The following is a 12,318-nucleotide window of genomic DNA, read 5'->3' as shown; positions in this document are numbered from 1 at the left end:
GCTTTTACAAAGCGCTTTCGCGCATCGTCATCGAAGGATTCGTCATGCCTGCCCGTCCGTATTCCACGCCCTTTTCCGAACGCTTCGGCCTGCGCCTGCCGCTCGTGCAGGCGCCGATGGTCGGCGCGACCACGGCCGCGATGGTCGCCGCCGCATCGAACGCCGGCGCGCTCGGCAGCCTCGGCGCCGGCGCGTTCGAGCCCGATCGTCTCGCGACCGAGGTCGCGGCGATCCGCGCGGCGACCGATCGCCCGTTCGCGGTCAACCTGTTCGTGCTGCCGGACGCCGCGCCCGACGCGGCAACCGTCGCGCGCGCACTCGCGGCGATCGACCCGCTGAACGCGGCGCTCGGGCTGCCGCCGGGCGCCGCGCCCGCGCGTTATGCGCCCGACTTCCGCGCGCAGCTCGATGCGCTCGTGTCGCTGCGCGTACCGGTCGCGAGCTTCACGTTCGGCGTGCTCGACGCGGCCGATGTTGCGCGCCTGAAGGCCGCCGGCACCTATGTGATCGGCACCGCGACGCACGTCGCCGAAGGGCTCGCGTGGCAGGCGGCCGGCGCCGACGCGCTGTCCGCGCAGGGCGCCGAGGCGGGCGGCCATCGCGGCACGTTCATCGGTGCTGCCGACGATGCGCTGATCGGCACGTTCGCGCTCGTGCCGCAGCTCGTCGACGCGACGGGGCTGCCCGTGCTCGCCGCGGGCGGCATCATGGACGGCCGCGGGATCGCGGCCGCGCTCGCGCTCGGCGCGCAGGGCGCACAGCTCGGCACGGCGTTCCTGACCTGCACGGAAAGCGCGATCGCGGCGGACTGGAAGGCGCGCCTCCTGGCGAGCGCGGATACGTCGACGCAGGTCACGCGCGCGATCACCGGCCGCCACGCGCGCGGGCTGCGCAACACGCTGATGGCGCGGCTCGGCGAACGCGTGGCCGACGCCGCGCCGTACCCGGTGCAGAACGCGCTGACGCAGCCGCTGCGCCAGGCCGCCGCACGCGCGAACGATGGCGACTACCTGTCGCTGTGGGCCGGGCAGGGCGCGCCGCTCGCGCGGCGGCGCGGCGATGCGCTGACGACGTCGCAGCTCGTCGCTGCGCTCGACACAGAATGGCGCGCGTCGGCCGCCTGAATCGTTCGTATCGAACGACGAAACGCGCGCGTTGTCACGCGCGTTTCATTCAATGATCGCGGGCACAAAATACCGAATCGAAATGTCCCGGGAATCTTTTGAAACGACCTTTCGACAAGCCGCCGGAAATTAGCGGAAACCCTTATCCGGCGGGGCTTGCGGAGATATTCGAGTCATCGTTCCAAAGTGCGGATATCAGTAGTGTTACCACTACCCCAAAAAAGTCCCACAAATTAATTTGATCACCTACACTTGCGCGCAAGTACGGGCGGGTGGCTGCTAAAAGCGGCTGTTTTCACGTGCTTGAGGCCAAGTGCATGAACGATGCAACCGGCGAATCGTCCAGTGATTGCAAACACAGGGATGGCAGCGGGGCACCGGGCGATGGCGTTTATTGGGACCGAAACTGGAGACTTACATGAATATCAAAATGCAGAAGCTGTTGCCGATCACCGCTGCGGCGATGCTGTGCGTTGCTGCTGCAAGCAACGCGGCCGCCGATCAAGTCGTCAAGATCGGCCACGTCGCGCCCTTGACGGGCGGCATTGCACACTTGGGCAAGGACAACGAAAACGGCGCGCGTCTCGCCGTCGAGGAGATCAACGCCAAGGGTCTCACGGTCGGCGGCCAGAAGATCACGCTGCAACTCGACCCGCAGGATGACGCGGCCGACCCGCGGCAGGCCACGCAAGTGGCGCAGAAGCTCGTCGACGACAAGGTCGTCGCGGTGATCGGTCACCTGAACTCGGGCACGTCGATCCCGGCGTCGAAGATCTACAGCGATGCGGGCATCGTGCAGATCTCGCCGTCGGCGACCAACCCGGCCTACACGCTGCAAGGCTTCAAGACGACGTACCGCGTCGTCGCGACCGATGCGCAGCAGGGCCCGGCGCTCGCGAACTACGCGCATTCGAAGGGCATCAAGAGCGTCGCGGTGGTCGACGATTCGACCGCGTACGGCCAGGGTCTCGCGAACGAGTTCGAGAAGAAGGCGAAGGCGCTCGGCCTGAAGGTGGTGTCGCACGACGCGACCAACGACAAGGCGGTCGACTTCCGCGCGATTCTGACCAAGATCAAGGGTGAGAACCCCGACGCGATCATGTACGGCGGCATGGACGCCACCGGCGGCCCGTTCGCGAAGCAGGCGAAGCAGCTTGGCGTGCGCGCGAAGATCTTCGCGGGCGACGGCGTGTGCACGGAAAAGCTGGCCGACCTGGCCGGCGACGCGACCGACAACGTCGTGTGCTCGGAAGCGGGCGCTTCGCTCGAGAAGATGCCGGGCGGCAGCGCGTTCAAGGCGAAGTTCGAGAAGCGCTTCGGCCAGCCGATCCAGATCTACGCACCGTTCACGTACGACGCCGTGTACATCGTCGTCGACGCGATGAAGCGTTCGAACTCGACGGATCCCGCGAAGATCCTCGCGGCGATGCCGGCGACGAACTACACGGGCGTGATCGGCACGACGACCTTCGATTCGAAGGGCGATCTGCAGCACGGCGTGATCTCGCTGTACAACTACAAGGGCGGCAAGAAGACGCTGCTCGACGAAGTGAAGATGTAACGCAAAAAGCGGTCAACAGAAGGGGCGAAAGCGCGCATGCGGCAACGCATGCGCGCTTTCTTTTTGGGCGGCGTGCGCCGTGCCGTCAGATCTTCAGGTGCGCGAGCACCCTCGGCGCGATCGCCGCGACGAGCGCCGCGCACAGTGCGACGACCGACAGTCCGATCGTCAGGTTCGCGGCCTGCGCGACCGCGCCGATCACGACCGGACCGAACAGCAGTCCGAAATACGCAAGCCCGGCCACATGCGCGAGCCCTTCAGCCGCGTGGATGCCTTTCACGCGCGCGGCGGCTGCGAACAGCACGGGCATCATGTTCGCGAGGCCGAGGCCCATCAGCGTGAAACCGGTCAGCACGGCGGCCGAATAAGGCAGCAGCAGCGCGCCGATCATTCCCGCACACGCGAGCGACGCACTCGCGAACACGAGCTGCGGCGCGCCGAAGCGGGCACGCACGGCGTCGCCCGCGAAGCGTGCGATGGCCATCCCGCCCGAGAACGCCGCATACGCGGCGCTCGCGAGCGCGGGGCTCGCCGCGACGACGTCGCGCATGTAGACCGTCGCCCAGTCGTACATCGCGCCTTCGGCGATCAGCGCGACGAGCGCGATGCCGCCGAGCATCCACAGCGCGGGCGAGCGCCAGCGGTTGCCGCCGCCGTGCGCGTGTTCGTGGTGCGGCACATGCGGCAGCACGGCCGGGCTCGCGGCCACGAGCACAGCGGCGCTCACCGCCGCCGCGAGCGCGAGATGCACGGCCGGCGCCATGCCGGCCGACAGCAGCGCGCCGCCGGCCGCCGCGCCCGACATCCCGCCGATGCTGAACATCCCGTGCAGCGACGACATGATCGGTTTGCCGAGCGCGATCTCGACCGCGCTGGCCTCGGCGTTCATCGCGACGTCGAGCGTCGCCATCGAGAAGCCGAACAGCGCGAGGACGCCGAGCAGCATCCAGTAGTCGGGCACGACGAGGATCAGCGCCGCGCACGCGGACATCACGAGCCCGCCCGCGACGCATGCGGTGCGCGAACCGACGCGCGCGATCCAGCGTGCGATGGTCAGCATCGCGGCGATCGAGCCGCCGGCGACCGCGAACAGCGCGATCGACAGCAGCCCGGGGCTCAGCGCGAACTTGTCGCGCACGGTCGGCACGTGCACGCCCCACGACGCGTACATCATGCCGGCGACGAAGAACAGCGCCATTGACGCCGTGCGCGCACGCTGGCGGGCCGGGAGCGACAGCACGCGATGCGCGTCGGGCGGCGCGGCGAACGGGGACGACGATTCGGGGGAGGAGGATTCGGACACGGAAGGCTCGTCAAGAAATGCGCGGACGCACGCGGCGTCCGTCGGAATCGTCCGATTCTATCGAACCGCTTACGATCCTGCCGGGTGCTGCCCGTTCGGGCGATGATCCGGCGAACGGGCGAACGGGCGAACGGGCGAACGGGCGATCCGATGATCCTGCGATCCTGCGATCCGGCCACGTCGCGGCAGCGCACCGCCCGTCCGGTGCCTGGTGCCGCATCGGCCGTTCGACCGATACGCCGCACGCAGCGCCCGCGGGTAACATCGAAGCGCACGCGGCGTGCCCGTCGCGCCGCCTTTCGACCGCAGGAGTCCTCTTGAACATCGATCCCGCCTTCGCCCTGCATCTGCTGCACCGCTGCGCGCTCGGCACGCTTGCCACCCATGCGCGCGATCCGCAGGGCTTCCCGTATCCGACGGTCGTCCCGTTTGCACCCGATGCAAACCATCGGCCCGTGATCCTCGTAAGCGACCTCGCCGAGCACACGCGCAATCTCGCCGCCGATCCGCGCGCGGGTTTCCTCGTCGTCGACGCGCCCGACGGCGACGTGCTGAACGCCGAACGCGCGACGCTGCTCGGCCGGTTCGTGCCGCTCGGCGACGATCCGCACGTCACCGCGCGATACCGGCGCTACGAGCCGGATGCCGCGCGCTATCTCGCGCTCGGCGATTTCACGTTCTGGGCGCTCGATATCGAGCGGCTGCGCTATATCGGCGGCTTCGGGCGCATGGGCTGGGTCGACGGCACGCATCTCGATGCGCTGCCGCCGCTCGGGTTCGACCAGGAACAGGCGCTGTGGGACGCATACGATGCCGGCGATGCGCGCCGCGACGGGCTCGACTTGCTCGGCGTCGATCGCCACGGCGCCGACTGGCGATGCGACGGCCGCCGCGTGCGCACGCCGTTCGACGCGCCGCCGGCCGATGCCGGCGCGTTGCGCGAGCGGCTGCTCGCATGTGCGCGGGATGTGGCGTGACGTCGCGGGTAGCAGGTTTGTCCGTTCGGCAAGCTGCGCCATCCGATTTTCGCAAACCTGTCGTCCTATGAAAGCTTTGATTTTTCATATGCAGGGTAATTGCGTATGTTGATAGACCTAATAGGCAATCGCTAATGTCCTAATCTCTGTGGAGGAACGTAAAAATTTGAGAAAAGGCCGCGGCCGGTCAAAATGACATGTGCCAATTACAATTGGTCTCGGGATTTCCATGAATCTCGCTTCTATCAAATCTTTTTTGTGCTAATCTCTGCCTTCGAAAATCCGAGGCACATATATTTCATGAATGGTGAGCTGGCTGTAGACCGGCGCCATTAGTCAGATAGAAAGGGAAACTATGTCTTCTTACAAGGACCTGCTGGCCCAGCGGGAGAAGCTGGAGAAGCAAATCGAAGAAGCGAAGTCGCGTGAATACGCTGAAGTGCTGAATGACGTGAAGCAGAAAATTGCCGACTACGGCTTTTCGCTCGCCGAACTCGGTCTCAGCCGCGCGAAGGCAGGTAAGGTTGGCCGTCCGCGCGCAGGCGTGGCCGCGAAATACCGCGATCCGGAAACGGGCGCGACGTGGTCGGGCCGCGGCAAGCCGCCGCGCTGGATCGCAGGCAAGAACCGCGAACAGTTCGCAATTTAAACGTTTGTTTAAATTGTCTGCTCAAAAGAGCCGCGTGTCCGTTCAGGAGCGCGGCTTTTTTGTTTCCGGACGCCCGGCCGGTACGCGGAAAGTGTCATGGAAACGTAATAATTCCGTGTGAATGAAAATGCGACACGTTCGTATAAGCGGTTGATTTAAATAAGAAATTTGTGGGTATTGGCGGGGGGCGCGAGGCGCCTTTGATAGAATTGCGTACCGCACACCGATATCTCATATTTCATGTCCACGTTTTCCAGCGACGCGCAAAGCGCAGAAAAGCACGCGGTTGCGCGCAAGAGCACGTTCGTCAGTATTGTGCTGAATGTCGTGCTTGCGACATTTCAGATCGTCGTCGGTACGATTGCGCATTCGCAGGCATTGATTGCCGACGGTGTGCATTCGATTTCCGATTTGATCTCGGATTTCGTCGTGCTGGTTGCGAATCGGCATAGCGGCGCATCGCCGGATGCCGACCACAATTACGGACACAGCCGCTACGAGACGGTCGCGTCGCTGTTTCTCGGCGCGATCCTGATTGCGGTCGGAATCGGCATGCTCTGGCGCGCCGGTGATCGTCTCGTTAATCTCGAAAACATCCCGGCCGTCCATTTTTCCGCGCTGATCGTCGCGCTGACGGTGCTCGTGTCGAAAGAAGCGCTGTTTCGCTACATGCTGCGCGAGGCGCGGCGCGTGCGCTCGGCGATGCTCGTCGCGAATGCATGGCATGCGCGCTCGGACGCCGCGTCGTCGCTCGTCGTCGCAATCGGCATCGTCGGCAGCCTGGCCGGCGTGCGGCTGCTCGACCCGATCGCGGCGGCGATCGTCGGCTTCATGGTCGCGCGGATGGGCTGGACGTTCGGCTATGACGCGCTGCAGGACCTCTCCGACCGCGCGCTCGACACGACCGACACGGCCGAGATTCGCGCGCTGCTCGCGGCGACGCCCGGCGTGCGCGACGTGCACGACTTGCGCACGCGCAAGATGGGCGATGCCGCGCTCGTTGACGCGCACATCCTCGTCGATCCGAAGATCTCCGTCTCCGAAGGGCATTACATCGCCGAGACCGCGCGCGCACGCGTGCTGACCGACTCGCGCGTGCTCGATGCGCTGATCCACGTCGACCCCGAGAACGACGCGGCGCGCCGTCCGGCGCTCGCGCTGCCGCCGCGCGGCGAGATCGCGGCACGGCTCGAGGCCGCGCTCGCGCAGCGCCGGCTGCGTGCGGAGGCGATCAACCTGCATTACCTGAGTACGGGGCTCGAGATCGACGTGACGCTCGCCAGCGAGCCGGGCGACACCGATGCGGCGCTGGCCGGCCGGCTCGACGTCGACGCGCTCAAGCGCGAGTTCGGCGCGCGCCGGATCGGCTTCACGCGCGCGATGCCCGTGCAGGCGTGACGTGACGCCCGCGAATGCGGGCGGACCGTGCGGGCCCGCGCGTTACAGCGGCAGTTGCGTGTCGAACTTGATTTCGCGCAGCACGACGCTCGTGCGCACCTGCGACACGGCCGGGATCTTGAAGATGCGTTCGTGCAGGAACACGTCGTAGGCCTTGATGTCGGGCGCGACGATCTTGAGGATGTAATCGGCTTCGCCGGTCGTGCTGTAGCACTCGGTGACTTCCGGGCAGGTCGCGATTTCGCGCTCGAACTGCTCGACGCCGCCTTCGTTGTGGCGGGTCAGGTGCACGTGCGCGAGCGCGCAGACGTGCAGGCCGAGTTTCTCGCGATCGAGCAGCGCCGTGTAGCGCTGGATCACGCCCGACTGTTCCATGTCCTTGATGCGGCGCCAGCACGGCGTGCTCGACAGGCCGACCTGGTCGGAGATTTCCTGCACGGAGCGGCGCGCGTCGAGCTGCAACAGGCGAAGGATTTTTTGCGAAAAGGAATCGAGCGTCACCTGCGCCTCCATGCGGCAGCTACAACACGCTGAATGTTAGAGGGCCGGGAAAGGAAAGGCAATCTGGCGTGGCGCTGTTGAGCGAGATTCGCTAATTTGCTCGTGGATCCGTGGGGTTTTGTCCCGCCCCCGCGTTTTCCGACCGATCGGTGTCCGACACGGCGAGGCCCGCGAGCGCGGCCTGCTGCCGGCGCAGGTCGGCGAGCATGTTGCAGAACAGCGCGCCCTGCTCGATCGCGTCGTCGAGCGCGACGTGCGTGTGCGGATGGTCGTCGAACCAGTGCTTCGGAAAGCGCGGCTTGATCGCCTTGCGGTACGGCAGCCCCGTCATCGCGAACGCGAGCGTCTTGATGTCGAGCGCCGACCACGAGAACGGGCAGCGTCCCGCGAAGCGCATCATGTACCAGAACATGAACGTGAAGTCGAAACCGGCCGGCATCGCGACGAACACGGGCTTGCCGGGCAGCGCCTCGACCCAGTCGACGTACGCGACCAGCGCCGCCTCGGGCGCCAGCAGGTCGCGCCGGCACGCGGCCCATGCGTCGGGCTCCGTCTTCCACCACGCTTCCTGCACCGGATGCGCCTGCGCGCCGGGCAGCGTCTCGAGGTTCGCCGAGAACGTCGCGATCAACTGCTTGTCCTCGGTATAGGCGGCCGATGCGAAGCTCAGCATCGAGTGCGGGCCGGGAATCGGGCCGTCGGCCTCGACGTCGGTGCTGACGTAGATTTCCTGGATCGCGGTCTGGTTCATCCGTACACCTTGTCGGACACGAACGGGTTCGTGCGGCGCTCGTCGCCGAACGTCGACACCGGGCCGTGGCCCGGCACGAACGTGACGTCGTCGCCGAGCGGCCACAGCTTTTCCTTGATCGAACGCACGAGATCCTCATGATTGCCGCGCGGGAAATCGGTACGGCCGATGGAGCCGGCGAACAGCACGTCGCCGACGATCGCGACGCGATGCGCGCGGCTGAAGAACACGACGTGGCCCGGCGTGTGGCCCGGGCAGTGATAGACCTCGAGCGTCTCGTCGCCGAACTGCACGGTGTCGCCGTCGTTCAGCCAGTGGTCGGGCTCGAAGGTTTCGGCGGCCGGGAAGCCGAAGCGCTCGCTCTGCATCGGCAGCTTCTCGATCCAGAAGCGCTCCTCTTCCTGCGGCCCCTCGATCGGCACGCCGTAGTGCGTCGCGAGCGTCTTCGCGCCCGCGCAGTGATCGATGTGCCCGTGCGTGAGCAGCACCTTCTCGACCTGCACGTTCTGCCGCGCGACTTCCTGTTCGATCCGGTCGAGGTCGCCGCCCGGATCGACGACGGCGGCGCGGCCCGTCTTCTCGCAGACGAGCAGCGAGCAGTTCTGCTGGAACGGCGTGACCGGAATGAGCGTGACTTTCATGGAGGCACCGGCGGCTAAAAGGAGCGATTGTACCGGTCGCGCGCGCTGCCTGCCGCCCGAGTGGCGCACCGCGCGACGCGCGTCTACGGGCAATCCCGGGGCATGTCGATTGTTACCGCCATAGAGAGAATCAATGGTCCGGCCGGGCCGCTTTTCGAGATGGTGTTTTGATTTATGTATAATGCGCCCCATTGAGCGTGAGTTTCGCGCAATTCGCTGGTGTTTCGGCCCCGTTAAATGGGCGTCGAATTCGCCGTCAAGCATCAGCCGCCGGGGAGTCCGGCGGTGTATCCAGCACCGAGCATTCGGTGCTCACGTCTTGTCCGGCCGGGTGCTGCGCGCCCGCCTGCGGCCCTGCTGCCGCGCCGCCGGATGAGGCCTGTGCCGCCGTTCCTGTGCGTTGGTCGTATCGACGCGCGCGAACGTGAAGCCATGTTCGATGGCGGCATGTGGGGTCTGGTCAGGCTGTTGGGGACAGGTTGCGCCAGACGTGAAAGCTAATCAGGACGGTTGCGGCAAGACGAAAGCCGCGCCCATGCTAGCCGCCTGCTCGCATCCGAGCGGGGCGTGCACGCATTTGCCGTCCGGGCCGCGTGTCTGCGTTGCGAAGCAGCGCGTTGAAGAAGCGGCCCGAACCAGAAGGCGACACGTCGATGAACGTACGATTTCCGAGTCGATTCGGGACCATTGCATTATTTTTTGCGTTGACGGGCTGCGCGGTGCCACCCAGCCAGACCACCGGAAGCGCGAACCAGAAGAACGCGGTCGACAAGACGGCCGCTGCCGCGAAGGCGGACAACGACAAGCAGCAACTGAATTTCGATTCCGCGCTGGCATCGATGCCGGCTGCCGACGCCAAGGACGCGAAGAAGTCGTCGCTGGCGGAGGCTGAGCCGATCGACGGCAAGGACGTGTCCGACTTCCGCCAGACCGGCCGGGCGTCGTGGTACGGGAGGGATTTCCACGGCCGCCGCACCGCGAACGGCGAGCGTTTCAACATGAACGCGCTCACCGCCGCGCACCGCACGCTGCCGTTGTCGTCGTACATCAAGGTGACGAACGCGTCGACCGGCAAGTGGGTCGTCGTGAAGGTCAACGATCGCGGGCCGTTCAAGCGCGGCCGTGTGCTCGACCTGTCGTATGCGGCCGCCAAAGTGATCGGCCTCGTGCACGCCGGCACGGGCCGCGTGAAGATCGAAGGGCTGTCGCCGCAGGAAGCGCGCGACGCACGCGACGAAATGCTCGCGTCGGTTTCGACGAAGTAACGCGGCGGATCGTCCGCACATGCACAAAGGGCTGCCTTCCGGCAGCCCTTTGTCGTTTCCGCGCGGTGCCGCCGCGCGTCAGCCTTCCTTCAGCACGAGCGCACGCGCATACAGCGAGTTGCGCGACGCGCCCGTCAGCGCGGCCGCGAGTTTGGCCGCGCTCTTCACCGGCACTTCTTCCAGCAGCAGCCTGAGCAGCGCGTCGTGCGCGGTGTCGTCGGGTTCGCCGCTCGTCGCCGGCGCGCCTTCGACGACCAGCACGAATTCGCCGCGCTGCCGGTTCGCGTCGCCGGCGAGCCAGGTCTGTCCTTCGGCCAGGGTGCCCTGGAACAACTGCTCGTGTAGCTTGGTGAGCTCGCGCGCGATCAGCAGCCGGCGCGCGGGGCCGAATGCGTCGGCGAGCGCGGCGACGCATTCGGCGATCCGGTGCGGCGCTTCGTAGAACACCAGTGCATACGGGTGCGACACCAGCGCCTGCAGCGCGGTCGCGCGCTGTTTGGCCTTCGGCGGCAGGAAGCCCGCGAACGTGAATGCGCCGGCCCAGTCGCCGGCCACGCTCAGCGCGGTCACGGCCGCGCTCGCGCCCGGCAGCGGGATCACCGTGAAGCCCGCGTCGCGCACCGCGTCGACGAGTCGTGCGCCGGGGTCGGAGATGCCGGGCGTGCCGGCGTCCGATACGTAGGCCACGCGTTCGCCGGCGCGCAGCAGTTCGATCACGCGCTGCGCGGCTTCGCGTTCGTTGTGCTCGTGCACGGCGACGAGCGGCTTCGATATCCCGTAGCGGGCGAGGAGCTGGCCCGTGTTGCGGGTGTCTTCGGCCGCGATGCGGTCGGCGAGGCCGAGCACGTGCAGCGCGCGCAGCGTGATGTCGGCGGTGTTGCCGATCGGCGTGGCGACCACGTAGAGCGTGGCGCTCGGGTAGTGCTGCGTATGCGCGAGTTCGAGGAGGGCAGTCATGGCAGGCAATGCGCGCAATCGCGGCGCAAGCGGAACAAGGACGGCATTGTGCCACGCGGCGCCGGTGCGGCCGGATGGCGGGCGCGGTTTGCCGCGCGCGGGCGACAACTTTTCCGGTGCGGCGCGATCCAAACCGGTCGGCGCGGCATTCGAGCAGCGTGCGCGGCAGTTTCTCGAACGCCGCGGTCTCGTGTTCGTCGCGGCGAACGTGACGATGCGCGGCGGCGAGCTCGATCTCGTGATGCGCGAGCCTGACGGCGTGCTCGTGTTCGTCGAAGTGCGCGCGCGCCGCAGCGTCCGCCATGGCGGCGCGGCCGCGAGCGTCGGCTGGCGCAAGCGTCGGCGTCTGGTCGCGGCGGCGCTCCAGTTCTGGGCGCGGCACGGTGCCGGTGCCGCGTGCCGTTTCGACGTCGTCGCGTTCGAGGCCGGGCGGCTCGTGTGGCTGCGCGACGCATTTCGTACCGACGATGCGTAGCCGCGAGCTGTGACGAGATGTAAAGAGTTCTTGCCGGACCCCCGGAGAGGGCGCCGGAGTACGGTAAACTCGCCGCACCCACGATGTCGCGCGATGCGTGCCACGCGCCCAGTTCACCAGGAATCGATGTCAGTCGAACGTATTCAGCAACAATTTCGCGACAGCGCCGCGCTTCACGCCGAAGCGGCCGACGCGCTGTCGTTGCCGATCGCAGCCGCGGTCGACGCGATGTTCGCCGCGCTGGCGAACGGCAACAAGATCGTCGCGTGCGGTGACGGCCCGTCGGCGGCCGCCGCGCACTATCTCGCGGTGTCGCTCGTCGGCGGCTTCGAGCGCGAGCGTCCGGGCCTGCCCGCGATCGCGCTGTCCACCGATGCGTCGCAGGCCGGCCTCGCGGGCGCGGCGGCCGCCGAGCAACTGTTCGCGCAACAGGTGCGCGTGCTCGGCCAGACCGGCGACATCCTGCTGCTGCTCGACCCGACCGGCGCGTCGCCGCGTGTGCTGGCGGCCATCGACGAAGCGCACGAGCGCGAGATGACCGTCGTCGCGCTGACGGGCGGCAACGGCCACACGGTCGCGGCCGCGCTGTCCGACACCGATATTCCGATCAGTGTGCCCGCCGTTCGTGCGGCGCGCATCCACGAAGTCCATCTGCTGACCATCCACTGCCTGTGCGACGGCATCGACGCGATGCTGCTGGGTGAGGATTGAACGAA

Annotated in this window: 13 protein-coding genes; 8 read left to right on the top strand and 5 right to left on the bottom strand. The window is 66.9% G+C overall.

Going from position 1 to position 12,318, the window contains the following annotated elements; genetic code table 11:
• Positions 1–44: 44 nt before the first annotated feature.
• Complete coding sequence (locus JYG32_RS13635) at positions 45–1,124, top strand: NAD(P)H-dependent flavin oxidoreductase (RefSeq protein WP_213263816.1); 1,080 nt, start codon at positions 45–47, stop codon at positions 1,122–1,124.
• A 418-nt stretch (positions 1,125–1,542) separates the two neighbouring features.
• Complete coding sequence (locus JYG32_RS13630; protein WP_174383762.1) at positions 1,543–2,685, top strand: branched-chain amino acid ABC transporter substrate-binding protein; 1,143 nt, start codon at positions 1,543–1,545, stop codon at positions 2,683–2,685.
• Positions 2,686–2,770: 85 nt separating this feature from the next.
• Here the strand turns inward: JYG32_RS13630 and JYG32_RS13625 are convergent, their stop codons facing one another.
• Positions 2,771–3,988 carry an MFS transporter gene (locus tag JYG32_RS13625; RefSeq protein ID WP_174383761.1) on the bottom strand — a complete coding sequence of 406 codons (1,218 nt, stop codon included), beginning with the start codon at positions 3,986–3,988 and terminating at the stop codon, positions 2,771–2,773.
• 317 nt (positions 3,989–4,305) lie between these two features.
• On the opposite strand from JYG32_RS13625, the gene JYG32_RS13620 reads away from it, so the two are divergent.
• The 3 genes from JYG32_RS13620 (at position 4,306) to JYG32_RS13610 (ending at position 7,012) form a co-directional block, all read left to right on the top strand.
• The gene (locus JYG32_RS13620) at positions 4,306–4,965 is read left to right on the top strand and encodes a HugZ family protein (RefSeq protein WP_213263815.1); all 660 of its coding nucleotides are present in this window, start codon (positions 4,306–4,308) and stop codon (positions 4,963–4,965) included.
• Between the two features lie 355 nt (positions 4,966–5,320).
• Positions 5,321–5,614 carry an H-NS family nucleoid-associated regulatory protein gene (locus JYG32_RS13615; RefSeq protein ID WP_006491875.1) on the top strand — a complete coding sequence of 98 codons (294 nt, stop codon included), beginning with the start codon at positions 5,321–5,323 and terminating at the stop codon, positions 5,612–5,614.
• 240 nt (positions 5,615–5,854) lie between these two features.
• On the top strand, positions 5,855–7,012 hold the full coding sequence (locus JYG32_RS13610; protein WP_213263814.1) for a cation diffusion facilitator family transporter: 1,158 nt from the start codon (positions 5,855–5,857) through the stop codon (positions 7,010–7,012).
• Between the two features lie 42 nt (positions 7,013–7,054).
• Here the strand turns inward: JYG32_RS13610 and JYG32_RS13605 are convergent, their stop codons facing one another.
• The 3 genes from JYG32_RS13605 to JYG32_RS13595 all read right to left on the bottom strand — a co-directional run bounded on the left by JYG32_RS13605 (position 7,055) and on the right by JYG32_RS13595 (position 8,905).
• The gene (locus tag JYG32_RS13605) at positions 7,055–7,525 is read right to left on the bottom strand and encodes an Lrp/AsnC family transcriptional regulator (protein WP_006477376.1); all 471 of its coding nucleotides are present in this window, start codon (positions 7,523–7,525) and stop codon (positions 7,055–7,057) included.
• A gap of 79 nt (positions 7,526–7,604) precedes the next feature.
• Positions 7,605–8,264 carry an exonuclease gene (locus JYG32_RS13600; protein WP_213263813.1) on the bottom strand — a complete coding sequence of 220 codons (660 nt, stop codon included), beginning with the start codon at positions 8,262–8,264 and terminating at the stop codon, positions 7,605–7,607.
• Positions 8,261–8,905, bottom strand: coding sequence for an MBL fold metallo-hydrolase (locus JYG32_RS13595; protein WP_174383413.1), 645 nt, complete (start codon positions 8,903–8,905; stop codon positions 8,261–8,263). Before JYG32_RS13595 ends, JYG32_RS13600 begins: the two co-directional genes overlap by 4 nt.
• Positions 8,906–9,558: 653 nt before the next feature.
• Between JYG32_RS13595 and JYG32_RS13590 the strand changes: the two genes are divergently transcribed.
• Positions 9,559–10,170, top strand: a complete 612-nt coding sequence (locus JYG32_RS13590) for a septal ring lytic transglycosylase RlpA family protein (RefSeq protein WP_174383412.1) — start codon at positions 9,559–9,561, stop codon at positions 10,168–10,170.
• A 78-nt stretch (positions 10,171–10,248) separates the two neighbouring features.
• On the opposite strand, the gene rsmI is transcribed toward JYG32_RS13590, so the two are convergent.
• Complete coding sequence (gene rsmI / locus JYG32_RS13585) at positions 10,249–11,127, bottom strand: 16S rRNA (cytidine(1402)-2'-O)-methyltransferase (protein WP_213263812.1); 879 nt, start codon at positions 11,125–11,127, stop codon at positions 10,249–10,251.
• A 46-nt stretch (positions 11,128–11,173) separates the two neighbouring features.
• Here rsmI and JYG32_RS13580 point away from each other — a divergent pair, with 46 nt between their 5' ends.
• The gene (locus tag JYG32_RS13580; RefSeq protein ID WP_174383415.1) at positions 11,174–11,602 is read left to right on the top strand and encodes a YraN family protein; all 429 of its coding nucleotides are present in this window, start codon (positions 11,174–11,176) and stop codon (positions 11,600–11,602) included.
• A gap of 126 nt (positions 11,603–11,728) precedes the next feature.
• Entirely contained in the window at positions 11,729–12,313 is a 585-nt protein-coding gene (locus JYG32_RS13575) for an SIS domain-containing protein (RefSeq protein ID WP_174383410.1), read from the top strand.
• Positions 12,314–12,318: the final 5 nt, after the last annotated feature.

Origin of the sequence: Burkholderia pyrrocinia (genome assembly GCF_018417535.1) — a bacterium.
Classification (GTDB): domain Bacteria; phylum Pseudomonadota; class Gammaproteobacteria; order Burkholderiales; family Burkholderiaceae; genus Burkholderia; species Burkholderia pyrrocinia_E.
The sequence above is the reverse complement of the archived record's forward strand: the minus strand, read 5'-3'. Positions and strand labels throughout refer to the sequence as shown.

Bases quoted from the DNA above. Each gene is read 5' to 3' on its own strand.
- JYG32_RS13605 (WP_006477376.1), bottom strand. From the start codon at position 7,525: ATGGAGGCGCAGGTGACGCTCGATTCCTTTTCGCAAAAAATCCTTCGC.
- JYG32_RS13590 (WP_174383412.1), top strand. From the start codon at position 9,559: ATGAACGTACGATTTCCGAGTCGATTCGGGACCATTGCATTATTTTTT.
- JYG32_RS13615 (WP_006491875.1), top strand. From the start codon at position 5,321: ATGTCTTCTTACAAGGACCTGCTGGCCCAGCGGGAGAAGCTGGAGAAG.
- JYG32_RS13610 (WP_213263814.1), top strand. From the start codon at position 5,855: ATGTCCACGTTTTCCAGCGACGCGCAAAGCGCAGAAAAGCACGCGGTT.
- rsmI (WP_213263812.1), bottom strand. From the start codon at position 11,127: ATGACTGCCCTCCTCGAACTCGCGCATACGCAGCACTACCCGAGCGCC.
- JYG32_RS13595 (WP_174383413.1), bottom strand. From the start codon at position 8,905: ATGAAAGTCACGCTCATTCCGGTCACGCCGTTCCAGCAGAACTGCTCG.
- JYG32_RS13600 (WP_213263813.1), bottom strand. From the start codon at position 8,264: ATGAACCAGACCGCGATCCAGGAAATCTACGTCAGCACCGACGTCGAG.
- JYG32_RS13575 (WP_174383410.1), top strand. From the start codon at position 11,729: ATGTCAGTCGAACGTATTCAGCAACAATTTCGCGACAGCGCCGCGCTT.
- JYG32_RS13635 (WP_213263816.1), top strand. From the start codon at position 45: ATGCCTGCCCGTCCGTATTCCACGCCCTTTTCCGAACGCTTCGGCCTG.
- JYG32_RS13630 (WP_174383762.1), top strand. From the start codon at position 1,543: ATGAATATCAAAATGCAGAAGCTGTTGCCGATCACCGCTGCGGCGATG.